We start from the raw sequence: 23,077 nt of genomic DNA, 5'->3' as shown, positions 1-23,077 counted from the left end.
CAGGCGCGCCGTGGCAAGGTTTCGTGGCTTCTGCATGACAAAAGGGCCGGAGGGAGGCTAGCTTGCGAGACGCAGTCCGGATGTCTGGGGTATGGCGGGCTGGTCGGGCCAGATGCCGCGGGTGTCATAGACGATCGCCCCGCTGCGCTCTTCGATCGGGACGGCCTTGAAGATGTCGTGGTCGACCAGAACGATCAGTATGCCGCAGTTCTCCAGCGCATGGTCGAGATCGACCAGCGTCGCCCCGGTATCGGAAAATTCGACCGGCAGTTGCCCGGCAAAGGGCTCGACAATGGCGATCCGTTCACCGAACCTGTGCGCCAGCCGCGAGGCGACGAAGCGAGCCGGACTTTCGCGGAAGTCGTCGATATTGGCCTTGAAGGCGAGCCCCAGACAAGCGACCGGCACACCGGGATGGGCTTCGATCAGCGCTTCGGCCTGCGCCACGACATGGTGCATCTTGGCATCGTTGACCTGTCGGCCAGTCCTGATCAGCGGCGACTGCTCGGGCGCACCGTTGATGATGAACCACGGATCGACTGCAATGCAGTGCCCGCCCACACCCGGACCCGGCTGCAATATGTTCACACGCGGGTGGCGGTTGGCGAGCTTGATCACTTCCCAGACGTCGAGGCCCATGTGGTCGGCGATCATGGAAAGCTCGTTGGCAAAGGCGATGTTGACGTCGCGATAGGCGTTCTCGACCAGCTTGGTCATCTCGGCGCTGCGGGCATCGGTGGTGACGCAGGTGCCGCGCACGAAGCGCTTGTAAAAAGCCAGCGCCTTGCGCGCACAGCGCGGGGTGATTCCGCCAATCGAGCGATCGTTGTGGGTCAGTTCCTCGAGAATCTTCCCGGGCAGAACGCGTTCCGGGCAATAGGCGATGGAAACGTCCGGGGTTTCCTCGGTCTTGCCGGGCATCTTCAGGTCCGGTCGCAGGCCCGCGATCAGGTCACGCATCGCCTCGGTCGTACCGACCGGCGAGGTCGATTCGAGGATGATGCAGTCGCCCTTCTTGAGCACACCCGCAACTTCGGTCGCGGCGGCCATAACGTAGGACGTGTCGGGCGTGTGGTGGCCGTCCTTCTCGAACGGGGTCGGCACCGCGATCACGAACACATCGGCCGGTGCGACTTGAGTGGAGGCCCTGAGCAGCCCGCGCTGCACAACGCCGCGCACGAGGCCGTCGAGATCGACTTCCTCGATATGGATTTCGCCCCGATTGATGGTGTCGACCACATGCTGCGAGATATCGATCCCCATTACCGGGCAGTCGGCCCGGGCGATGATCGCCGCCGTCGGCAGCCCGATGTAGCCGAGCCCTACGACACAGACCTGGGGTTTGGTTTCGCCGCGCATTCAATGGGTTCCTGTCCGTTAGGATGTCCGGACAGTCCTTGGCAGAACGAGGTAAAGATAACGGTAATGGAGCCGGTGATTCAGCGGGCGAGCAAGTCGGCAATCCGGGCCGCGCTCTTGCCGTCGCCAAAGGGATTGTGCGCCTTGGCCATGGCGGCATAGGCCGCGTCGTCATCCAGCAGCCGTTCGACCTCGCGGACGATAGTGTCCTCGTCCGTACCGACAAGCTTGGCCGTGCCCGCCTCGACCCCTTCGGGCCGTTCGGTGGTCTCGCGCATCACCAGCACCGGCTTGCCCAGCGCAGGCGCTTCTTCCTGCACGCCGCCGCTGTCGGTCAGCACCAGCGTGCAAATGTCGAGCAGCCGCGCGAAATGCGGGTAGTCGAGCGGTTCGAGCAGGGCGACGTTGTCCAGCGCCGCCAGTTCCTCGTTCATGATTGCGCGGACGTTGGGGTTGAGATGGACCGGGAAGATCAGTGCAACATCCTCACGCGCAGCCAAGCGCTTGATCGCATTGGCGATATTACGCATCCCAACGCCGAAATTCTCGCGCCGGTGGCTGGTAACGCCGATGATGCGCTTGCCCGCAAACCGTGCCTCGACTTCCGATAACCCGCTCACCAGCCCCGGCTCCGCCGCGACCCTGGCGGTGATCCAGTGCAATGCGTCGATCACCGTATTGCCGGTGACATGGACAATTGCCGGATCGACATTCTCGCGTCTGAGGGCATCGGCCGAGGTTTCGGTGGGCGCGGCATGAAGCGCCGCGAAACTGCCGATGACCTTGCGGTTCACCTCCTCCGGCCAGGGATGATAGACATCGCCACTGCGTAGCCCCGCCTCGACATGGCAGACCGGTAGCTTGCGATAGTATGCAGCCAGGGCACCGCACATCGCCGTTGCGGTATCGCCCTGCACCACGACCCAGTCCGGCTGCTCGAGATCAAGCACCGCGCCGATGCCGGTCAGCAGGCGCGCGGTCAGCGCATCGAGCGTCTGGTCGGGGTGCATCACGTCGAGATCATGGTGCGGCGTGATCCCGGCAATCTCCAGCACCTGATCGAGCATCCCGCGATGCTGGCCGGAGACCAGCACCCGGCTGTCGAAGCGCGGATCGGCTTCCAGCACATGCAGCAGCGGAAACAGCTTGATCGCTTCGGGGCGGGTGCCGAAGATGGTGACGATTTTGCGCGTGTTGCTCATGACCCGCGCCATTAACCCTGAAACCTTAAGCGCTGGCTAGCCCGCGCAAAGAATTTACGGCGACTACCCTTCGGGCGTCTCGCTGCTTTCGGGCTGCGGCAAGGGTTCGGCCGTCGCCGCATCCTCGGCGTCACGCTCCCGTTCGAGCCGTTCCATATAGGCGCGCTCGATCGATTCGACGCGCTCCTGCTCGGCGGCGGCCTCGGCGTCGATTTCCGACAGGCGCTCGGCGCGGGCGGCTTCGATCAGCTTGGCGAAACGGACACCAGGCGCATTGGCCCGGGCTTCATAGGCGGCGTCGATCATTTCCTGCGTGCAGCCGGTGTAGCCGCCTGCCCCGCTCGGCGAGCACGACAAGGTGCCGAAATCGCCGACGAACTTGAACGCTTCGACGCGCTTGGCCCAGGCAGTGTTGGCCGGATCGTCGCTCGAGCGCAGGGCCTCCGGGATGCGATACCGCTCTTCTTCGGGAAGGATGCCGGTGACGCAGATCATGCCTTCGGGGCATTCCTCCACCTCGTCATCGCCATAGACGATGTTCATCCGCACCTTGTCGCCGCCTGTGTCCTGCGCGGCAGCAGGGACACCGAAGACGAGAGCGGCAAGCAAAGGAGCGAAGGTCAGCGTGGTGATGCGGCCGGTCATGGCGAAACCTCTCGAGAATTGGGGTCTTGTCTCGCCGATATAGTGCACCCGCGCCGTGAATGCACCCTGAAGCGCCCGTCAGATGCGTTCGCTGATCCTGATCGCGGCGCGGCAGCCCAGCCGGATCAGGCCGGACAGCAGTGGATAGGCCGGAGCCTTCTCCGCCCCCATCGCCAGCGCCGCATCGCGGTGCTCGCGCTCGTCGTCGCGGAATTCCTGGATCATGGCGGCAAGCTCTGGATCGGCACCAGAGGCCTCAAGCTGGTCGAGCTGGTCCGAATAGTGCTTGTCGATCTCGGTCTCGATCGCGGCGGTGCAGGCCATCGCCGCTTCGGGGCCGAGCAGGGCCGTGCCCGCACCCAAGGCATATCCGGCCACCGACCAGAACGGCTGCAGCGCAGTCGGGCGCACACCCCGCTCGGCCATCAGCGCGTCGAACCGCTTGCGATGCCCCGCTTCCTGCCGCGCCATTGCCGCGATCTCGCCCGAATGCGGGCCGCGGTCGCCCATTACGGCGAGCTGGCCTTCGTAAATGCGGGTCGCGCCGAATTCGCCGGCCTGATCGACCCGGATCATGCGTTCGAGGGTGGTTTTGTCCGTCATGCGCTCACTTCTTGGCCAGAAGCGCGAGAACGGCAAGACCGCCAAAGGTCGAGATCAGGAAGTTCCAACCCGCCAGCGAGATGCCCAGCAGCGTCCACGGCGCAACGTCGCAGCGGATCAGTGGCGAATTGAGCACGGCCTCCAGCGGATCGCCGCCAGCGGGCGCATGGCTGGTGCAGCCGGTGATCCCTTCCCACCAGCCATATTCGACCCCGGCATGGAAGGCGCCGATGGCCCCCGACGCGATGATCGCCAGCGCCGCCAGCGCCACCCACATCCGCTTGGGCGCCACCACAAAGCCGAGCCCCGCCAGCGCGACCGCCGCAAAATGCGGCCAGCGCTGCCACCAGCACATCTCGCACGGGAACAGCCCGAAGACGTACTGCGAGATATAGGCCCCGGCGAGCAAGGCCGCCGGAATGACCAGCGCGAGCAGGCGCGCGCGCGCGAAAGACGTGGTCGAACTCATGCCCGCCCTATGCTGTCGTCAGGGTCGCAGCGCAACTGTTGCCTTGGTCGTGCGGCGCAAGGTTTCGAGCGCGTAATAGAGCTGGAAATCCTCGATCCCCTGTTCCTTGAGCTGGGCGGCGGTCTGCTGGAAGCGTGGATCCTGCAGCTTGTCCTTCTCCAGCTCCTCGTCCTTGAGGCTCGCATCATTGACCAGATGGCCGCGCAGATCGGATTCGCGCAGCTGGTACTTGGCGCGTTTCTCCCAGTCGGGATCGGAGATTTGCGGCACGGTGATGTCGGGCTCGATACCGCCTTCCTGCACGGACTTGCCTGCGGGCGTGAAGTAACGCGCCGTCGTCAGCTTGAGCGCGGCATCGTTCCCGATCGGCAGCAGCGACTGGACGCTGCCCTTGCCGAAGCTGGTCTGGCCCATGATCAGCGCCCGGCGGTGGTCCTGCAGCGCTCCGGCGACGATTTCCGAGGCCGAGGCCGAACCGGCATCGATCAGCACGATCATCGGTACATCGGTGGCAATCTCGCCGCGATAGACAGTCTCGGCATCATAGAGATAATTCTCCCCGCGCACCCGTCCGCGCTGCGACACGATCCGGCCTTCGGAGAGGAACAGGTCGCTCAGCGCCACGGCTTCGTCGAGCGAGCCGCCGGGGTTGGTACGCAAGTCGAGCACCAGGCCGTTGACCCGCCCCGCCGCTTTCTTCTGCAATTCGCGCCAGGCATTGTAGACATCCTTGCCGACGTCCTTGGAAAACTCGTTGACCGCGATGAAGCCGATATTGCCGTCCTTGAGTTCGTAGGTGACGGGCTCGAGTTCGATCACCCCGCGGGTGACGGTGACATCGAAGGGCTCGTCCCGGCCCGGACGGAAGATGGTCAGCTTGATCGAAGTCCCCGCGACGCCGCGCATCCGCTGCACCGCCTCGTCCAGGCTGCCGCCAACGATCAGCTCGCCATCGAGATGGGTGATGAAGTCGCCTGCCTTGATGCCCATCTGGTCAGCCGGGCTGCCGCGGAACGGGCTGATCACCTTGACCGCGCCATCTTCCTGGATGACCGACAGGCCGAGACCCGAATACTTGCCGTCGATCATGGTTTCGAGCCGTTGAAGGTCGCCGCCGTCGAGATAGGCCGAATGCGGATCGAGCGAGGCCAGCATGCCGTCGATCGCGCCGCGCACCAGTTTGTCCTTGTCGACCGGTTCGACATAGCTTGCCTGGATGCGCTGGTAGACTTCGAACAGCCGGGCGAATTCCGGACCGACGCGGCCATCGACCTGGGCGAAGGTGGCGGTGGTGGCCGGAATCAGCGCCACGGCAGTAACGAGGGCGGCGGAACGCAGCAGCGGGGCAAGTTTCATCGGCAATCTCTCTCGCTTTCGCTTGCGCTTCTATCGCGCCGCGCGGATGAACGCCAGATGAGGTGAAGTCGCTCGTCCCTGTGCGGGGCAACGCCAGTCGAATTCCTGAAAAACCGGCCTAGCCGATGAAGTCGAGTGGATTGACCGGCGTACCGTCGCGCCGCAGTTCGAGCGTGATTTCAGGACGCACAGGCGCAGCGATGCCGAGCGGGGCGCCGGCTACCAGTTCCTCGCCGACATCGACGTCGGTTCGGGCCAGGCCGGTCACAAGGCTGGTCCAGCCGGCGCCGTGCTCGATAATCACGATTCGTCCGAAGCCGCGATAGGGCCCGGCGAAGACCACCCGGCCCGCAGCCGGTGTAACAACCTGGGCTCCGCCACGCGGGGCGATCGTGAGACCCTGCGACGGAACCCCGTTCTCGGTCGGAGAGCCGAAACCGGCCACTGTTCGCCCGGCGACTGGCAACTGGATATCGACCGGCGCCAGCCCGCCAGCCGGTGTGGCGGCACCGGGTGCTGCGACTACGCGTGCGGCGACCGGCGACGCGGGACGAAGGACCGGGCCGGGAAGGGCGGCCAATTCGCTGCGCAACGAGCCGGCTTTGGCGAGCCGGTCGACCAGTCCGCCCAGATCGCGGGCTTCTTCTGCCAATGCCAGTGCGCGGTCGGTCTCGCGCGCGGCATCGCCGCTGGCGCTGCGGGCTGCGAGCCGTTGGCGGGTCTCCAGCGCGGCCAGCCGGTCACGCCGTGTATCCAGTGTATCCTGTTCCTTGCGCAGCGCCGCCAGCGCCTTGGCGGCTTCGCTCTCCAGCTTGCGCCCGCGCTCGATCTCGCCGCGCAAGGCGGAAGTGCGCTGGCGCACTTGCGGCAGGGTCGTCTCCAGCATGGCGCGCAGATAGACCGTTTCCTGCAGCGAGCCCGGCTTGAGTACGGCAAGGCCCAGCGGTCGGCGGGCAAAGTTCTGCAAAGCTGCGGTCAGGCGCACCAGCGGTTCGCGCCGTTCGGCCAGGCGCTTGAGCAGCGCGCGCCGCTGGCTGTTGATCAGCGCAACCCGCCCTTCGGCCGCGGCGATCTGCGCTTCGGATTGCTGGATGCGGGCAGCAAGCGCGGCGGCCTCTTGCGCGGTCTTGTCGGCTGCCTCGGTGGTTTCGCGCGCGCCAGCCTCCAGCTTTGCGCCGCGACTGGCGGCCCTGGCTGCTTCGGCGCGCGCGGCGGCGATGGCTTGCCGGATTTCTGCCGCATCCTCGAACCCGTCGACATCCTGCGCCGTCACGCCGCCTGTCGCCAGGACAAGCGCACCGGCGCCCAGGAGCCCCAGCACTGCAAGGAGAACGCGGCCTGCCGTCATGACGCCGTGCTTTGCCCGATTATCCGGCGCGATGGTAGGGGTGACCTGCGATAATGGTGGTGGCGCGGTACAGCTGTTCGAGCAGCATGGCGCGGGCAAGCAGGTGCGGCCAGGTGGCGGAGCCGAAGGCCAGCAGCAGGTCGGCCGACAGGCGCTCTACGTCCGCATGTCCGTCCGCCGCACCAAGCACGAAGCGTGCTTCACGTGTGCCGCTATCGCGCCAGCGTTCGAGGATGGCAGCAAGCTGTTCCGACGATAAGTCCTTCCCGCGTTCGTCGAGCAGCACCGTCTTGTGGGGTGATTGGGGATCGGGGATGCGGCCGCCGGTGTCCGGTAGTTCGGTCAGCCTGAGGGGCCAGGTAATCCGCTTGGCATAACGGTCGACAAGTTCGCCCTCCGGCGAACGGGCAATTTTTCCGCGAGCGATCACATGCAGTTGCATGGGGCGCTTCTAGTCAGGCGAAACGTCCCCAGCAACGCCGCCCGGTCGGTTGGCTTCAAGCTGTGCCGATGGCAGCCGCGGGCGCATCCCCGAACGACCACATGCGCTCGAGGTTGTAGAAGCTGCGCACTTCGGGGCGGAACAGGTGGATGACGACATCGCCGGCATCGACCAGCACCCAGTCGGCAGCGGGCAAGCCTTCGAGCCGGACCGGGCCGAAGCCGGCCTGCTTGATCTTTTCCGCGAGTTTCTGTGCGATCGAGGCGACCTGGCGGGTCGAACGACCCGAAGCAATCACCATGTGATCGGCAATCGAGCTCTTGCCTTCGAGGGGAACGGAGACCACGTCCTGGGCCTGATCCTCTTCCAGCTGTTCGAGCACCAGCGCATGAAGCGAACCGGGGTCTGCTTCAGGCATGGCGGGCGAAGTGCCTGCAATAGGCGTGATGGTGTGCGCCGGTGTCATGGGCGAGTTGGATACTCCTGTCATGGCGGGTAAATGGGAAGCGAGTGAGCCGATTGCGAGTCCGTGAGGGCATCATGCGCGGGGCTCATGCTCCCCGGAGTTACAATGGCCGAATATGGAACGGTGCGTGACCTGGTCGAACAGTTTTCCGGTGGGAAGGCGTGACGCCCAGTCAGGATCGGCGCGGCGGATGGCCGTGGCCGATCTTGGATCCGGATCGAAACGCAGGTTCACCAGGGTCGGTGCACTCCATTGGCCCTGTTTGAAACTGCTCGCCGCGACACGATGTCGCCGCAACCATGCCGCTGCAGGGCTGACAGCGACCGCACCATCATACCCGGGGCGGGCGATCACCGCAATCGGCATCAGCCTCGCTATGGCGCGCCAGGCCTTCCACTGATGGAATTGTGCCACATTATCCGACCCCATCAGCCACACGAATTCGCGTTCCGGATAGCGCCGTACCAGCCCCCGCAAGGTATCGATGGTGTAGCGGGTGCCAAGCTGCGCCTCGATCGCCGTGACCCGGATTGGTGCGCGCCGCGCCTGTGCCAGCGCCGAGCGATAGCGCGCTTCGTGCGGGGCCATCCCTGCCCGCGGCTTGAGCGGGTTGCCGGGCGAAACCAGCCACCAGACCTCGTCGAGCCCGAGCGCCGTCATGGCAAACAGCGAGATGCGCCGGTGCCCGCCATGGGCCGGGTTGAAACTCCCGCCCAGCAATCCTGTTCGCACCTGCGCACTCATATTGGCCTGTGGGTAACGAATCGATCATGAGGGGCCAAGCGGTTTCGGCAGTTGGATATTTTCGCCAGTTTGAGAGCGTTCACGGGACGAATCGGGATTGGTTCCCGCTCCAAGAATCCGTTTACCGCGCGAGTCGCCCGACTCGGCGGTATCGGGTGAAACCGGATTCGACCCTATGCGAATCCCTTGCTAGCCGCGCTGCGGGGAAGAATTGGACACTCGAGACGGGGTCGCATTGTACAACAAGCTGGAAAACAGCGGATTTGCCGCAAGGGTCGCGAATTGGTTTCCCGACCGCGAGTTCTTCATGCGCTCGCAAGGCCAGGTCCGTTTCATCAAGGTATCGTCCAGGGTGCAGAAGCTCGCCGCCGCCGGTGTGGTGGTGGCGCTGCTGGTGTGGGCGGTCAGCATGGGGGCGATGAGCTACCTCCAGTACCGCGCCCAGGCCGACCGGATGTCGCTGCTCGAAGAACAGGCCCGCGTCGCCACCGCGCAGGAACGCATCCAGGACTATGGTGACGACCTCAACGCCGTCGCCGAAGACCTGGAGAAGCGGCAGGACTTTCTCGAAGCGATGACCCCGGCTTTGCCCGACGACATCAAGATCGACGGCGAAGACACCGTTTCCGACAGCTCGACCGAAGCCGCGAAGACCGTCGAGAAGGTCAGCGCCGCGTTCCCGCAGGCGCGCGCGCTGGCCGAACTCGAAGCCCGTCAGCTCGCCTATGTCGAACGATTGACGCGTTTTGCCGACCTCCGCGCCGCCCGCGCTGCGCAGGCGATCCGCCAGCTGGGCCTCAATCCGCAGGCCATGCTCGCCGGAGCCGAAATGGAGGCCATGGGTGGTCCGCTCGAGCTTCTCGCCACCGGCGCCAAGGGCGAAATCGACCCGCGCTTCGAGCGTCTCGGCCTCAGCCTCGCCCGCATGTCGGCGCTTGAGCGCAGCCTTGAGGGCATTCCGCAGGTCTTGCCGGCGAGCGCGCCGATGGTAACCTCGAGCTTCGGCTATCGCCGGGATCCCTTCACCGGTCGCGGCGCAATGCACTCCGGCCTCGATTTCAAGGGCCCGATCGGTGCGCCGATCTATGCCGCCGCCAAGGGCGTGGTGACCTTCGTCGGGCGCAAGTCGGGCTACGGCAATGTTGTCGAGGTCAGCCACGGCAATGGCCTGATGACCCGCTATGCCCACATGTCGCGCTTCGCCACCACGGTCGGCACCAGGGTCGAGGCCGGCGATATCATCGGCGCCATCGGCAGCACCGGCCGGTCGACCGGGCCGCATCTCCATTTCGAAGTGCGCATCAACGGTCGCGCCATCGATCCCCGTCCCTTCCTGAAGGCTGCACCCAATGTTCTCAAAGAAGTCCGCCGCACCGGAGCCCAGCCCGCCAAGGAGCGCACCCGTGGCTAGGGCAGGCGCATCCGGCAGCTTCTCCGTCATCGGCAGCGATGTTATCATCAAGGGCGACATTTCGGCCTCGACCGAACTCCATGTCGAGGGTTCGATCGAAGGCGACATCACCTGCGCTTCGCTGGTGCAGGGCGAAACCTCGACCATCAAGGGCGGGGTGAAGGCCGAGAGCGCCCGTCTCGCCGGCAAGGTCGAAGGCTCGATCGACGCGCGCGAGCTGGTGATCCTGCGCACGGCCACCATTACCGGCGACGTGCATTACGACGCACTGACCATCGAGCAGGGAGCCGCTGTCGACGGCCGCTTCGCCCCGCGCAGCAATGGCAAGGCGGCCCCGGTCTCGCTGGCGAGCGAAGACGGCACACCGACGCTCGCCGCCGCGAACTAGGTTCGATCGCAGCATCGATCGCAGCATCGATCGCAGGGGGCCCGGAGCGATCCGGGCCCTTTTCCTATCGGGGCAGCACCTCAGCGCGCAGTGCCTTGCGATCGAGCTTGCCGATTAGCGTCCTGGGAAGGTTATCGCGCACCACCACCTCGTCTACCCGTTCATGCTTGCCGACCCGCGCATTGAGCCATTCGGCCAGCGCCGGGCCGTCTGCACCCGCGTCTGCCTGCAAGGTGACATAGGCACGCGGAACTTCCCCGCGATAGGTATCGGGCACACCGATCACCAGCGCTTCCTTGACCGCAGGATGCTCCAGCAAGACATCCTCCACCTGGCTTGGAAACACCTTGAAGCCACCAACTGCGATCATGTCCTTGATCCGGTCGACAATGGACAGGAAGCCGTCGGAATCGATGGTGGCGACATCGCCGGTGCGCAGCCATTGCTTGCCATTGTGGTCGACGAAGGTGTCAGCCGCGGCGTCGGGCCGGTTCCAGTAACCGCGCATCACCTGCGGACCATGGATCGCGAGTTCACCCGGCTCGCCATCGGGCGCAAGCTTCGCGGGATCCTCCTTGTCGAGCAGCAACACGTCGGTGCCCGGCACCACCTGGCCGATGGTGCCCTTCTTGCGGGTCCCCACATAGGGATTGGCCGAAACCACGCCCGAGGTTTCCGTCAGGCCGTAGCCTTCGACCAGCCGCACGCCTGTCACCGCTTCGAACTTGTCGTGCACGGGTGCCGGCATGGGTGCGCCGCCCGAAATGCAGACCTTGAGCGAGGACAGGTCGGTCTTCGCCAGATCGGGATGATCCAGCAGCGCCTGGAACATGGTCGGCACACCGGGAAAGCCGGTGCAGCGATATTTCTGGATCGTCTGCAACACCTGCTTCGCTTCGAAGCGCGGCACCATGGCAATCGAACCACCGCTCACCATGGCATGATTGAGCAAGGCGGTGTTGGCGAAGACGTGGAAGAACGGCAGCGCGCCCATGAAAACCTCGCCTGCCGGGTTGCCGAAGGGATTGATCGAGGCGACCTGCTGCGCGTTGGTGGCAAGCTGGCTGTGGCCCAGCATCGCGCCCTTGGGCCGCCCGGTGGTGCCGCCGGTGTATTGGAGGAGCGCGAGGTCCTCCGCCGCTTCGAGCGAAATCGCAGGCGGTTCGCGGTCGGGCGTTAGTGAAGCCCATGTCCGTGTCGACCCGTTGAACGCGACCTTGGCGATCTTGCTGCGGCCGAGCGTCCGGAGCAGCAGTCCCTTGGTGAAAGGGAGCTGTGCTGCGAGCGAACCGACAGCCAGTGTTTCGAGCGAGGAGTCCGCCAGGACGGCGCTCGCCGTGCGATAGAGTTCGGGCACATCCACCGTCACCAGCAGCCGTGTGCCGGAATCCTCGACCTGCCAGGCCAGTTCCTCGACGGTGTAGAGCGGCGAGAAGTTGACCACCACCGCCCCGGCCATCATCGCGCCATAATAGGCCGAGGCATAGATCGGGACATTGGGCAGGAAGAGGCCGACGCGGTCGCCCTTGGCGATCCCTGTTTCAGCGAGACCAGCCGCGAAACGACGCGCTTCCGAGTAGATTTCCCGGTAGCTGTAGGTCCGCCCGAGGAAGTGGAGGAACGGCGCCGCCGGGTTGGCTCGCACCGTCCGCTCAAGCAGCTGGGGCAATGTGAACAGCGGGAACTGCGTATCCCACGGCAGGGGATGGTGATAGGCGACCTTACTGACATCCATGTCAGCAGCATGAATGCAAAGCCCACCTCCCGCAAGGCGAAAGGTGGGCTCAACGAATTCAAATTGTTCTGAAGGCAGCGATTACTCGCCCGCGTCGCCTTCGGCTTCCTGGGCCCGCTTGGCTTCGAGCCAGGCGGCGGCTTCGGCTTCCTGCGCAGCTTCGTTGGCGGCCTTTTCGGCGGCTTCACGCTCGGCGCGCAGTTCCTCGATCAGCTTCTCGCGATCGCTGGTGGTTTCGCCGGCAGGGACCGCACCCTCGGTCGCTCCGGCCTTCTTGGCGGCCTTGGCAACCACGGCATCAAGCTCGCGCTGCGAGCACAGGCCCAGCGTCACCGGGTCCTTGGGCTGGATGTTCGAGATGTTCCAGTGGCTGCGATCGCGGATCGCGCCGATGGTGTTGCGGGTGGTGCCGATCAGCTTGCCGATCTGCGCATCGGAGATTTCCGGGTGGTTGCGCAGGATCCAGGCGATGCCGTCCGGCTTGTCCTGCCGCTTCGAAACCGGGGTGTAGCGCGGCCCCTTGGTGCGGGTCACTTCGACCGGTGCCTTCTGCATCTTGAGGACATAGGACGGATCGGCCTGCCCGCGCTCGATCTCGGCCTGGGTCAGCTCGCCGGCATGGACCGGGTCGCGGCCGGTATACTTCGAACCGGCGAGGTCATCGGCCATCGCCTGCACTTCAAGGATGTGGAGGCCGCAGAACTCGGCGATCTGGTCGAAGCCGAGCCCGGTGTTGTCGACCAGCCAGGTGGCGGTCGCATGTGGCATCAGCGGTTTGGGTTGGTCGGCCATGGGATTTCTACCCTGTGAAATAAGGAGGCGAAAACAGAAGGGCCGCCCCTTCCGGAGCGGCCGCTTGCGGGGCCATTTAGGGCATCGGGACGCCGGGGGCAAGGATTCGATGCCCTTCGCTCGCTCCTCCCTATTCGGCCAGCCGCTCCGCTTCGAAAGCGCGCAGGCCGGACAGGAACTGGGCCGTGGCCGCTTCCCAGCTGAACTCCGCGCCATAGGTGGCGCAGTCGGCACGCGTGCTGAAGAGTGCTGCAGCAATAGCGCGATCGAGATTTTCCGACAGCGCGCCAACCTTGTCGGTCACGATGTCGATCGGTCCCGCGACCGGATAGGCCGCGACCGGAGTGCCGCAAGCCAGCGCCTCGATCATCACCAGCCCGAAGGTGTCGGTCCGCGACGGAAAGACGAACACGTCGGCCCCGGCGTAGCAGCCCGCCAGCTCGCGCCCGCTCTTGCGCCCGAGGAAGCGGGCGGCGGGGTACTTCGCTTCCAGCGCCGCGCGCGCCGGACCGTCGCCGACCACCACCTTGGTGCCGGGATAGCTGCATTCGAGGAAAGCCTCGATGTTCTTCTCGACTGCGATCCGGCCGACATAGAGCAGGATCGGCCCTTCCAGCGCGGCATATTCGGGCGGCGGCAGCGCATCGGGCGCAAAGCAATCGAGATCGACCCCGCGACTCCAGTGATGGAGATGGTCGAGGCCCTGCCCGCGCAGTTCCTTGCGGATACTCTCGGTCGCCACCATGACCGCGCTGGCGGGACCATGGAACCAGCGGATGTAGGGCCAGAAGGTGGTGGCCGGCAGTCCGGTGCGGCGCGCGACATAATCGGGGAACTGGGTGTGATAGGCGGTGGTGAACGGCACCTTCTTGCGCAGGCAGTACTTGCGCGCGGCAAGGCCCAGCGGCCCCTCGGTGGCAATGTGGATGGCGTCGGGCGCCAGCCTGGCCAGCTGTCGCCCGACCGAACCCGGCCAGCTCAGCGCCAGGCGGATTTCCGGATAGGTCGGGCACGGCATGGAACGGAACTGGTCGGGCGAGATGACCGTGACGTCATAGCCCCGCCTGCACAGCACCTCGACTGTCGTTGAAAGCGTGCGGACGACGCCGTTCATCTGCGGGAACCACGCGTCGCTGACGATGGCGATGCTGTGGACCGGGAGCGCCGCCTTCATGGTGCCGATCCGCTCCGCAGCGCCGATGGGCAGCGGGTGGTTCACGCCGCCTCCTTGAGCGTGTCGGCCGTTTGCGCGACCTCGCGCCTGGCTATCTCGTCGGGCCAGTGGAGGATCTCCATGCGTCCGTCGAAATGCTCGACCAGGGCATTGCAGCCCTCCACCCAATCGCCGTCGTTCCAGTATTCGACCTCGCGCCCGTTATGGGTGAAGCGGCGGAACTCGGCGGTGTGAATGTGGCCGCAAACGACCCCGTCGACGCCGCGCTCGGCGGCGGCGCGGGCAACCACTTCCTCGTACTTCGAGATGAACTCGACCGCGTTCTTGACCTTGTGCTTGGCCGCCTTGGAAATCGACCAATAGGGCAAGTCCAGCATGGTCCGCACCCGGGCGACCCAATTGTTGAGCTTCATCATGAGGTGGTAAAGCGCGTCACCGACGAATGCGAGCCAGCGGTGCGCGAGCATGATGGTATCGAATTCGTCGCCATGGAGCACCATCAGGCGGCGGCCGTCGGCGGTATCGTGGAAGGCCGCACGGCGGATTTCGACTCCGCCGAAGTCCATCCCGCAAAACGGCCGGATCATCTCGTCATGGTTGCCCGGAATATAGACGATCCGGGTCCCGCGCTTGGCGCGCTTGAGCACGCGCCAGACGATGTCGTTGTGTTCGGCCGGCCAGTAGAACTTCTTCTTGAGCCGCCAGCCGTCGATGATGTCGCCGACGAGATACATGGTCTCGCTGTCGGTATGGTCGAGGAAGTCGATCAGCAGCTGGGCATTGCAGCCCTTGGTGCCGAGATGGACGTCGCTGATCCAGATCGTGCGATAGCGTCGCCGTTCGTCGACCTGCCTTTCCGGCACCGACGGCTCTACGGGCGGAAACTCCGCAATGTTGGAGAAATCGTCGGGCAAATGCTTGGCGACATCGTCGAGCATCGAATGCTCCTGGATCCGTTGATATCAACGGTCCTCATGCCGCATGATTGTTACGGGGGACTCACAATGCGGTGACGGTTTGGCGCAATTGCTACAGCGCCGCGACACCGGTCACGCCAGCGGGATAAAACCTTTGAGCGTCGGCACCCGCGCCAGCCAGGCCTGCACGGCAGGATAGGTCGCAAGCTCGAAACCGCCTTCTTCGGCCACATGGGTATAAGCAAACAGCGCGATGTCGGCGAGCGAGGCGGCATTGCCGGCGAACCAGTCGCGACCTTGCAGGTGCCCGTCCATCGTCGCCAGCGCCTCCTGCCCGGCCATCCGCTTGGGCAGCATCTGGCTGCGCTGCTGCTCGCTGAGATTGGCCTGCCCGACGAAGGCACACCAGAACCGCAGCGTCGCGATATTGGGCTCGTGGCTGTATTGCTCGAAGAACATCCAGCGCAGCATCTGCGCCCGTTCGAAGCGATCCTCGGGGACCAGCCTTGTGCCTTCGGCGAGATACCAGCAGGCGGCGTTGCTTTCCGGCAGGAAGCGATCTCCGACCTGCAGCACCGGGATGCGCCCGTGGGTGTTGACTGTTTCGAGAAACTCCGGCGTGCGGGTTTCGCCCTTGAGGATATCGTATTGCCGGATCGCCAGCGGCAGGCCGAGCAGCGCTGCGGTCAGCTTGATCTTGTAGCAATTGCCGCTGCGCGGATCCTCGTGGAGCGTCAGTTCTTCAGTCACCGCCTACCTCCAGCACGATCTTGCCGATATGGTCGCCTGCCTCCATCCGCGCATGGGCGGCGGCGGCCTCGGCCAGCGGGAAGGACCTGTCCATCACCGGCCGGATCGTGCCGTCGGCGACCAGCGGCCAGGCAACCTGCTCGATCTCCTCGCACAATGCGGTCTTGAAGGCGTCGGAGCGCGGGCGCAGGGTCGAGCCGGTCAGCGTCAGGCGGCGGCTCATCACCACCGCCATGTTGATCGTTGCCTGCATCCCGCCGAGGATCGCGATGGTCACGTGCCGACCGTTCTCAGCGAGGCACTTGAGGTTGCGCGGGACATAATCGCCCGAGACCATGTCGAGCACGATCTCGACACCCTTCCCGCCGGTGATCGCCTGCACCTGCTCGACGAAATCACCCGTCTTGTAGTTGATCGCGTGGTCCGCCCCGACCTGCCGCGCCGCTGCGCATTTCTCCTCGTCACCGCAGGTTACGATAACGGTCATTTCGAACGCCTTGGCCAGCATGATCGCCATTGTGCCGATCCCGCTGGTGCCGCCATGGACCAGCAGCGTCTCGCCCTCGCGTGCCATTCCGCGCTGGAAGACATTGTGCCACACGGTGAACAACGTTTCCGGCAGCGCCGCCGCTTCCTTGAGCGAGAGCCCGTCCGGCACTGGCAGGCAATGCCCGATCGGCGCTGCGCAATACTCGGCATAGCCCCCGCCCGGTGTCAGCGCACAGACCGTCTGGCCCAGACGCTCCGGGTCGACCCCTTCACCGAGCGCGACAATCTCGCCCGCAACCTCCAGCCCGAGGATCGGCGAAGCGCCCGGCGGGGCAGGATAATGCCCGGCGCGCTGGATACAGTCGGGGCGGTTGACCCCGGCCCAGCCCACGCGGATCAGCACTTCCCCTTGCTTGAGCCGCGGCACGGCAACGGTTTCCGGCCGGAGCACATCCGCGCCGCCTGGCGCATCGAAACCGATTGCCGTCATTTCTGCTGGAATTTGCTGCGCCACGCCAGTCTGTCCCCCAATTCGCATCACAAGCTGTCGCCCTAAAGCCTCAGCTTTTCGCCCGAAACGCACCTAGCCTTGTGGCCAGTTGACAGCAAGCGCCCGGCAAGATGATTATAGGTATCGATGGATGACGACGACCGTCCCCGGCCCCGAGGCGATGCCGCCAGCACTCTGGCGAGGGAAGACCTCGGGCCTTACTCACAGGATGAGCTGGCCGAGCGGATTGCCTTGCTCGAAGCCGAGATCGAACGCGTAAAGGCTCACCGCGACAAGGCAGGCGCACATCGCGCCGCCGCCGATGCATTGTTCGGGAAGCCTTCGTCTTGATGATGCAGGCTCGCAATCGCGCCGCGGGCCACCATATCGATGCTGTCGATGGCAGGCCGACGAATATAGCTTTGGTTAACCATGCCTGTTCATATTCTCCCGTGAGGGAGTCTTTCCCCCGCCGCCAGAAAGTACGCTGATGCCCAGTTTCGCCCAGAACCTCGAAAAGACGCTCCACGCCGCGATCGATTCGGCGCGCGAACGGCGCCATGAATACGCCACGCTGGAGCACTTGCTGCTGGCGCTGGTGCAGGACGAGGACGCGGCCGAGGTGATGAATGCCTGCGGCGTCGACCTTGAGGAACTGACCGGCGTGGTGCGGCAGTATCTCGACCAGGAATACCAGTCGCTCCAGAGCGAGGACAGCAGCGAACCGCAGCCGACCGCCGGTTTTCAGCGGGTGATCCAGCGCGCCATCCTGCATGTCCAGTCGAGCGGCAAGGACACGGTCACCGGGGCCAATGTCCTCGTGGCACTGTTCAGCGAACGCGACAGCTATGCGGTCTATTTCCTGCAGCAGCAGGACATGAGCCGCCTCGATGCCGTCAGCTTCATCAGCCACGGCATCGGCAAGGGCGGCAAGCAGCTCGAATCCAAGCCGCCGCAGGGCAGCGAGGAAAGCCAGGCCGAGGAAAAGGCCGCAGATGGCAAGGGCGGCAAGGAAACCGCGCTCGACCAGTTCACCGTCAACCTCAACAAGAAGGCGCTCGACGGCAAGGTCGATCCGCTGATCGGCCGCGGGCCGGAGGTCGACCGCACGGTCCAGATCCTGTGCCGCCGGTCGAAGAACAACCCGCTCTATGTCGGCGATCCGGGTGTCGGCAAGACCGCCATTGCAGAGGGCCTGGCACGCAAGATCGTCGAAGGCGACGTGCCCGAAGTGCTGGAAAAGGCCGTCATCTACTCGCTCGACATGGGTGCGCTGCTGGCCGGCACCCGCTATCGCGGCGACTTCGAGGAACGCCTCAAGCAGGTCGTGAACGAGCTCGAGAAGATGCCCGACGCGATCCTGTTCATCGACGAGATCCACACCGTGATCGGGGCCGGGGCGACCAGCGGCGGGGCGATGGACGCCTCCAACCTCTTGAAGCCGGCGCTGAGCGGCGGAACGATCCGCTGCATCGGCTCGACCACCTACAAGGAATTCCGCAACCACTTCGAGAAGGACCGCGCGCTGCTGCGCCGGTTCCAGAAGATCGACGTCAACGAGCCGACGGTCGAGGATACGATCAAAATCCTCAAGGGCCTGCGTTCGGCGTTCGAGGACCACCACAAGGTCACCTATACCCCGGACGCGATCAAGACCGCGGTCGAACTGTCGGCGCGCTACATCAACGACCGCAAGCTGCCCGACAAGGCGATCGACGTGATCGACGAGGTCGGCGCGATGCAGATGCTGGTGCCGCCTTCCAAGCGCAAGAAGAAGATCACCGCACGCGAGATCGAGGCCGTCATCGCGACGATGGCGCGTATCCCGCCGAAGAGTGTTTCGAGCGACGACAAGAAGGCGCTGGAAAACCTCGAGCGCGACTTGAAGCATGTCGTGTTCGGGCAGGATGCCGCGGTGACGCGCCTCGCCACCGCCATGAAGCTGAGCCGCGCGGGCCTGCGCGATCCGGACAAGCCGATCGGGAGCTTCCTGTTCAGCGGTCCGACCGGGGTCGGCAAGACCGAAGTCGCGCGCCAGCTCGCCAGCATCATGGGGATCGAGCTCAAGCGTTTCGACATGTCGGAATACATGGAGCGCCACAGCGTCTCGCGTCTGATCGGTGCGCCTCCGGGCTATGTCGGCTATGACCAGGGCGGGCTCCTGACCGATGCGGTCGACCAGAACCCGCACTGCGTGCTGCTGCTCGACGAGATCGAGAAGGCCCACCCCGACCTGTTCAACATCCTGCTGCAGGTGATGGACAACGGCCGCCTGACCGACCACCACGGCAAGACCGTCGATTTCCGCAATGTCGTGCTGATCATGACCACCAATGCCGGGGCCAGCGACATGGCCCGCCAGGGCATCGGCTTCGGCGATGTCAGCAAGGAAGATGCCGGCGACGAAGCGGTCAAGAAGATGTTCAGCCCGGAATTCCGCAACCGCTTGGATGCGATCGTGCCGTTCGGCTATCTCGGCAAGGACACCATCGCCCGCGTGGTGGACAAGTTCATTCTCCAGCTCGAACTGCAGCTGGCCGAACAGAACGTCGACATCCAGTTCGACAAGACCGCCCGCGAATGGCTCGGCGACAAGGGCTATGACAAGCTTTACGGTGCCCGCCCGATGGCGCGCGTGCTGCAGGAGAAGATCAAGCAGCCGCTGGCCGAGGAACTGCTGTTCGGCAAACTCGCCGATGGCGGCGAAGTCCATGTCAGCATCAAGGACGGCAAGCCGAGCTTCGAACTGACCCCGGCCCCGCCCAAGGTCAAGGCGAAGCGCAAGGCTCCGGCGAAGAAGAAGCCCGCGGCGAAGACAGCACCCGAGGCCGAGGCGGGCGACAGCGAGGGCTGAGGCGATGCGTTTTCCGGCTGTGGCGGCAATCGCCACACTTCTTTTCGCGCACGTGGCCCCTTTGCCTGCGCAGGCCGAGGACGAGCCCTGGGTTCAAGTCCCCGAAACGGTGGCCCCGCGACTGATAGAAATAGGCACATGGCAGTTCGCAGCCACCAGGAAGGGGCCGGATGGCAAGCCGGAATGCTTCGAAAGCTGGACCTTTAACGCCGATGGAACCGGCCTGATCGTCAGTGGGGAACAGCGGGTTCCGGCGCGCTGGAAATACGAATCATTCGAAGACTTGGGGTACTTCGTTTTCTTCGAGTATCTTTCGTCATCCGAGGGTCCAGATTGTATGGGCCGCGCTGTCGACACCTCACGTTATCCGCGCAAGGATGCGGGCTTCCAGCTCATCTTCATGGATCAAGGCAAGCGCGCCATGGTCTGCGACGGCGGGACTATCATGACCCATGCCGATGGGACTCGCTCCCACCTGCTGGATGCCGAAGACTGCTGGGGCACTATCGAAGCCGTTGCCGAGCAATAGGAGCGGAACGCCGGCCCCGCTTGCCGGGTTGTAGCGACATGCGGAGCGCCCCCTTTTCCTGGATCAAGGCCGAGCCATGGGGGATCCATGTGGTCCCGGCGGATTGCTGGGTCGATCCGGCACGCGCGGTTGATCGGGCTCTGGTGACCCACGGCCACGCCGATCATGCCCGCGGCGGGCACGGACAAACCATCGCCACGCCCGAGACCCTGGCGATCATGGAACTGCGCTATCGCACCGGTGCCGAGAACGGTGCCGGCGAAGTGCTGCACAAGGCCATACCGGCCGCCTATGGCGAGACCATCCGGCTGCAGGGCGGGGTCGACGCCACCTTCGTTCCCGCCGGACATGTGCTCGGCAGCGCCCAGATCCTGCTCGAACATGCGGGCGAGCGGGTTGTGATCACCGGCGACTACAAGCGGCGGCCGGACCCCACTTGTGCCCCGTTCCAAGTCACACCTTGCGACATCTTCATCACCGAGGCGACCTTCGGTCTGCCGCTGTTCACCCACCCGCCGATCGAGCAGGAGATCGCCAAGCTGCTCGATCGGCTCGTCGCGCACCCCGACGCTTGCGTGCTGGTCGGTGCCTATGCGCTGGGCAAGGCCCAGCGGGTGATCGCCGAACTGCGCCGCGCAGGGCACACCCGGCCGATCTACCTCCACGGGGCGATGGAACGCATGTGCCGCCTCTACGAGGAACTCGGCGTCGACCTGGGCGATCTGCGGCTGGTCGGCGATGCGGGCCAGGACGACTTGCGCGGCCATGTCGTGGTCTGTCCTCCCAGCGCGCTCAACGACCGCTGGAGCCGCCGCCTGCCTGATCCGGTCACCGCCATGGCGAGCGGCTGGATGCGCGTCCGGCAGCGCGCCCGCCAGCGCAATGTCGAGCTGCCGCTGGTGATCTCCGACCACGCCGACTGGCACGAGCTGACCCGCACGATCGAGGAGGTCGACCCGCAGGAAAGCTGGATCACCCACGGCCGCGAGGAAGCCCTGCTGCGCTGGCACCAGCTGCACCAGCGCAAGGCGCGCGCGCTGGCGCTGGTGGGTTACGAGGATGAGGACGACTGACGGGTGGAGGAATTCGCCGCCCTGATCGACGCGCTGGTCTATACCCGCAGCCGCAACGAGAAGCTGCGGCTGATCGCGCAGTACTTGCGAGGCACGCCCGATCCGGATCGCGGTTGGGCATTAGCGGCATTGACCGACGGGCTCGACTTTCCTGCCGTGAAAAGCTCCACCATTCGCGGGCTGATGCAGGAGCGGATCGACCCCGTGCTGTGGACGCTGAGCCGCGACTTCGTGGGCGATACGGCAGAGACAGCGAGCCTGCTGTGGCCGGCGCCAGAGGGCGAGGCAGCACCGCCGCCGACAGTCAGCGAAACCGTGGAAATACTATCCGGCACCACCCGTGCGACCGCGCCCCGAGTGCTGACCGAGTTGCTCGACCGGCTCGATCCTTCGGGTCGCTTTGCGCTGCTCAAGCTGGCCACGGGCGCGATGCGGATCGGCATTTCGAGCCGCCTCGCCAAGGTCGCCTTTGCGCAGGCGTTCGCGGTCGATGTCGAACAGGTCGAGGAATACTGGCACGGCCTCGCCCCGCCCTATGCCGAGCTGTTCGCCTGGGCCGCAGATGGCGCGGAGCCGCCCGAAACCGAGAACCTGCCGACCTTCCGCCCCTTCATGCTGGCCCACCCGCTCGAGGAAACGGTGGTCGATCTGGCCGACTATGTCGCCGAGTGGAAATGGGACGGGATCCGCGTGCAACTGGTCCGCGCGGGCGACGAGACCCGCATCTACTCGCGCTCGGGCGACGATATCTCGGCGACCTTTCCCGAACTGCTGGACCGGCTGCCGTTCCCCGCGGTGCTCGACGGCGAGTTGCTCGTCCGGGGCACGCACCAGGGTGGCGAGGAAGGCGGCGCGGCGAGCTTCAATGCCCTGCAACAGCGGCTCGGGCGCAAGACCGTCAGCAAGAAGATGCTGGCCGAATACCCCGCTTTCGTGCGGCTCTATGATGCGCTGATCGTCGAAGGCGAGGATTTGCGCGAGCAACCCTGGACTGGTCGGCGCGACCGGCTCGAAGCGCTGGTGGCCCGCCTGCCCGACAGCCATTTCGACTTGAGCCAGGTGGTCGAGGCGCGCGATTTCGAGCACCTCGCCGCGATCCGCGAGACGGCGCGCGACGACGCCATCGAAGGGCTGATGCTCAAGCGCCGGGACTCGCCCTATGTCGCCGGGCGGCGCGTGGGGCTGTGGTACAAGTGGAAGCGCGATCCGCTGCTGGTCGATTGCGTGCTGATGTATGCCCAGCGCGGCAGCGGCAAGCGCTCCAGCTTCTATTCCGACTACACCTTCGGTTGCTGGGACGGCGACCCCGATGCGGGCGCGGAACTGCTGCCGGTGGGCAAGGCCTATTCGGGCTTCACCGACGAGGAGCTGAAGAAGCTCGACCGGCTGGTGCGGCAGACGACGCTCAATCGCTTCGGTCCGGTGCGCGAGGTCGAGCGCACACTGGTGCTGGAGGTCGCCTTCGACAGCGTGCATGAAAGCAAGCGCCACAAGAGCGGGCTCGCCATGCGCTTCCCCCGCATCCACCGCATCCGCTGGGACAAGCCGGTGCACGAGGCCGACCGGATCGAGACGCTGCGGGCGTTGATCCGCGATTGAGGTGGCCAATGCCCGCGACAATGCCGTCTAGAAGGTTCTCTCAGGCTTGTTCAGCCATTCGGCGCAATAGTAATTATATGAAGCCCAATCTCGCCCGAGTTTGACTACGAAAATTTTATCGTTGGCATCCGTTCTTGCACGCAACTCGTCCCTGATTTTCAGAACGCTTTGTTGTGTGTCGAGAAGCCATACTGATTCAAGGCCTTTGCAGTACGTGTGCGCTGTCAGGAAATCGTGGAGAG

Annotated in this window: 23 protein-coding genes; 7 read left to right on the top strand and 16 right to left on the bottom strand. The window is 65.0% G+C overall.

The window, feature by feature from the left end; translation table 11 throughout:
* Nucleotides 1-57: 57 nt before the first annotated feature.
* The 10 genes from wecC to LY632_RS02855 form a co-directional block, all read right to left on the bottom strand.
* Entirely contained in the window at nucleotides 58-1,359 is a 1,302-nt protein-coding gene (gene wecC / locus LY632_RS02900; protein ID WP_234092310.1) for a UDP-N-acetyl-D-mannosamine dehydrogenase, read from the bottom strand.
* An 80-nt stretch (nucleotides 1,360-1,439) separates the two neighbouring features.
* Complete coding sequence (gene wecB / locus LY632_RS02895) at nucleotides 1,440-2,561, bottom strand: non-hydrolyzing UDP-N-acetylglucosamine 2-epimerase (protein ID WP_234092309.1); 1,122 nt, start codon at nucleotides 2,559-2,561, stop codon at nucleotides 1,440-1,442.
* A gap of 63 nt (nucleotides 2,562-2,624) precedes the next feature.
* Nucleotides 2,625-3,206: a hypothetical protein gene (locus tag LY632_RS02890; RefSeq protein WP_234092308.1), complete on the bottom strand. Its 582-nt coding sequence runs from the start codon at nucleotides 3,204-3,206 to the stop codon at nucleotides 2,625-2,627.
* Nucleotides 3,207-3,284: 78 nt separating this feature from the next.
* Nucleotides 3,285-3,809: a demethoxyubiquinone hydroxylase family protein gene (locus LY632_RS02885; protein ID WP_234092307.1), complete on the bottom strand. Its 525-nt coding sequence runs from the start codon at nucleotides 3,807-3,809 to the stop codon at nucleotides 3,285-3,287.
* A gap of 4 nt (nucleotides 3,810-3,813) precedes the next feature.
* Nucleotides 3,814-4,278, bottom strand: coding sequence for a disulfide bond formation protein B (locus LY632_RS02880; RefSeq protein WP_234092306.1), 465 nt, complete (start codon nucleotides 4,276-4,278; stop codon nucleotides 3,814-3,816).
* 18 nt (nucleotides 4,279-4,296) lie between these two features.
* Nucleotides 4,297-5,634 (bottom strand): S41 family peptidase, encoded by a 1,338-nt coding sequence (locus tag LY632_RS02875; RefSeq protein ID WP_234092305.1) that lies wholly within the window; start codon nucleotides 5,632-5,634, stop codon nucleotides 4,297-4,299.
* Nucleotides 5,635-5,752: 118 nt separating this feature from the next.
* Nucleotides 5,753-6,982 carry a murein hydrolase activator EnvC gene (locus LY632_RS02870; protein ID WP_234092304.1) on the bottom strand — a complete coding sequence of 410 codons (1,230 nt, stop codon included), beginning with the start codon at nucleotides 6,980-6,982 and terminating at the stop codon, nucleotides 5,753-5,755.
* A gap of 19 nt (nucleotides 6,983-7,001) precedes the next feature.
* Nucleotides 7,002-7,424 (bottom strand): 23S rRNA (pseudouridine(1915)-N(3))-methyltransferase RlmH, encoded by a 423-nt coding sequence (locus LY632_RS02865; RefSeq protein WP_234092303.1) that lies wholly within the window; start codon nucleotides 7,422-7,424, stop codon nucleotides 7,002-7,004.
* Nucleotides 7,425-7,479: 55 nt separating this feature from the next.
* Complete coding sequence (gene rsfS, locus LY632_RS02860; RefSeq protein ID WP_234093308.1) at nucleotides 7,480-7,842, bottom strand: ribosome silencing factor; 363 nt, start codon at nucleotides 7,840-7,842, stop codon at nucleotides 7,480-7,482.
* Nucleotides 7,843-7,962: 120 nt separating this feature from the next.
* Nucleotides 7,963-8,634 carry a nicotinate-nucleotide adenylyltransferase gene (locus LY632_RS02855; RefSeq protein ID WP_234092302.1) on the bottom strand — a complete coding sequence of 224 codons (672 nt, stop codon included), beginning with the start codon at nucleotides 8,632-8,634 and terminating at the stop codon, nucleotides 7,963-7,965.
* A 307-nt stretch (nucleotides 8,635-8,941) separates the two neighbouring features.
* On the opposite strand from LY632_RS02855, the gene LY632_RS02850 reads away from it, so the two are divergent.
* Nucleotides 8,942-10,045 carry a M23 family metallopeptidase gene (locus LY632_RS02850; RefSeq protein WP_234093306.1) on the top strand — a complete coding sequence of 368 codons (1,104 nt, stop codon included), beginning with the start codon at nucleotides 8,942-8,944 and terminating at the stop codon, nucleotides 10,043-10,045.
* The gene (locus LY632_RS02845) at nucleotides 10,038-10,433 is read left to right on the top strand and encodes a polymer-forming cytoskeletal protein (protein WP_234092301.1); all 396 of its coding nucleotides are present in this window, start codon (nucleotides 10,038-10,040) and stop codon (nucleotides 10,431-10,433) included. Before LY632_RS02850 ends, LY632_RS02845 begins: the two co-directional genes overlap by 8 nt.
* 64 nt (nucleotides 10,434-10,497) lie before the next feature.
* On the opposite strand, the gene LY632_RS02840 is transcribed toward LY632_RS02845, so the two are convergent.
* From LY632_RS02840 to LY632_RS02815, 6 genes are all read right to left on the bottom strand, one after another.
* Entirely contained in the window at nucleotides 10,498-12,168 is a 1,671-nt protein-coding gene (locus tag LY632_RS02840) for a long-chain fatty acid--CoA ligase (RefSeq protein ID WP_234092300.1), read from the bottom strand.
* Between the two features lie 81 nt (nucleotides 12,169-12,249).
* A complete protein-coding gene (locus LY632_RS02835) occupies nucleotides 12,250-12,960 on the bottom strand; it encodes a DUF1013 domain-containing protein (RefSeq protein WP_234092299.1) in 711 nt (236 codons plus the stop codon).
* Nucleotides 12,961-13,090: 130 nt separating this feature from the next.
* On the bottom strand, nucleotides 13,091-14,134 hold the full coding sequence (locus tag LY632_RS02830) for a glycosyltransferase family 1 protein (protein ID WP_234093304.1): 1,044 nt from the start codon (nucleotides 14,132-14,134) through the stop codon (nucleotides 13,091-13,093).
* A gap of 41 nt (nucleotides 14,135-14,175) precedes the next feature.
* Entirely contained in the window at nucleotides 14,176-15,072 is an 897-nt protein-coding gene (locus LY632_RS02825; protein ID WP_234092298.1) for a UDP-2,3-diacylglucosamine diphosphatase, read from the bottom strand.
* 111 nt (nucleotides 15,073-15,183) lie between these two features.
* Nucleotides 15,184-15,801 carry a glutathione S-transferase family protein gene (locus LY632_RS02820; RefSeq protein WP_234092297.1) on the bottom strand — a complete coding sequence of 206 codons (618 nt, stop codon included), beginning with the start codon at nucleotides 15,799-15,801 and terminating at the stop codon, nucleotides 15,184-15,186.
* A complete protein-coding gene (locus LY632_RS02815; protein WP_234092296.1) occupies nucleotides 15,794-16,780 on the bottom strand; it encodes an NAD(P)H-quinone oxidoreductase in 987 nt (328 codons plus the stop codon). Before LY632_RS02815 ends, LY632_RS02820 begins: the two co-directional genes overlap by 8 nt.
* 147 nt (nucleotides 16,781-16,927) lie before the next feature.
* Here LY632_RS02815 and LY632_RS02810 point away from each other — a divergent pair, with 147 nt between their 5' ends.
* The 5 genes from LY632_RS02810 to LY632_RS02790 all read left to right on the top strand — a co-directional run bounded on the left by LY632_RS02810 (nucleotide 16,928) and on the right by LY632_RS02790 (nucleotide 22,835).
* Nucleotides 16,928-17,131 carry a DUF1192 domain-containing protein gene (locus tag LY632_RS02810; protein WP_234092295.1) on the top strand — a complete coding sequence of 68 codons (204 nt, stop codon included), beginning with the start codon at nucleotides 16,928-16,930 and terminating at the stop codon, nucleotides 17,129-17,131.
* A gap of 139 nt (nucleotides 17,132-17,270) precedes the next feature.
* Nucleotides 17,271-19,634: an ATP-dependent Clp protease ATP-binding subunit ClpA gene (clpA, locus tag LY632_RS02805; protein WP_234092294.1), complete on the top strand. Its 2,364-nt coding sequence runs from the start codon at nucleotides 17,271-17,273 to the stop codon at nucleotides 19,632-19,634.
* Nucleotides 19,635-19,638: 4 nt separating this feature from the next.
* On the top strand, nucleotides 19,639-20,163 hold the full coding sequence (locus LY632_RS02800; protein WP_234092293.1) for a hypothetical protein: 525 nt from the start codon (nucleotides 19,639-19,641) through the stop codon (nucleotides 20,161-20,163).
* A 38-nt stretch (nucleotides 20,164-20,201) separates the two neighbouring features.
* Entirely contained in the window at nucleotides 20,202-21,236 is a 1,035-nt protein-coding gene (locus tag LY632_RS02795) for a ligase-associated DNA damage response exonuclease (RefSeq protein WP_234092292.1), read from the top strand.
* Nucleotides 21,237-21,239: 3 nt separating this feature from the next.
* Complete coding sequence (locus tag LY632_RS02790) at nucleotides 21,240-22,835, top strand: cisplatin damage response ATP-dependent DNA ligase (RefSeq protein ID WP_234092291.1); 1,596 nt, start codon at nucleotides 21,240-21,242, stop codon at nucleotides 22,833-22,835.
* The last annotated feature ends 242 nt before the right edge of the window (nucleotides 22,836-23,077 follow it).

This window comes from Erythrobacter sp. SDW2 (genome assembly GCF_021431965.1).
In the GTDB taxonomy this organism is placed as follows: Bacteria; Pseudomonadota; Alphaproteobacteria; order Sphingomonadales; family Sphingomonadaceae; genus Parerythrobacter.
Note: the sequence above shows the minus strand (reverse complement) of the source record. Positions and strands in the feature narration are given on the sequence as shown.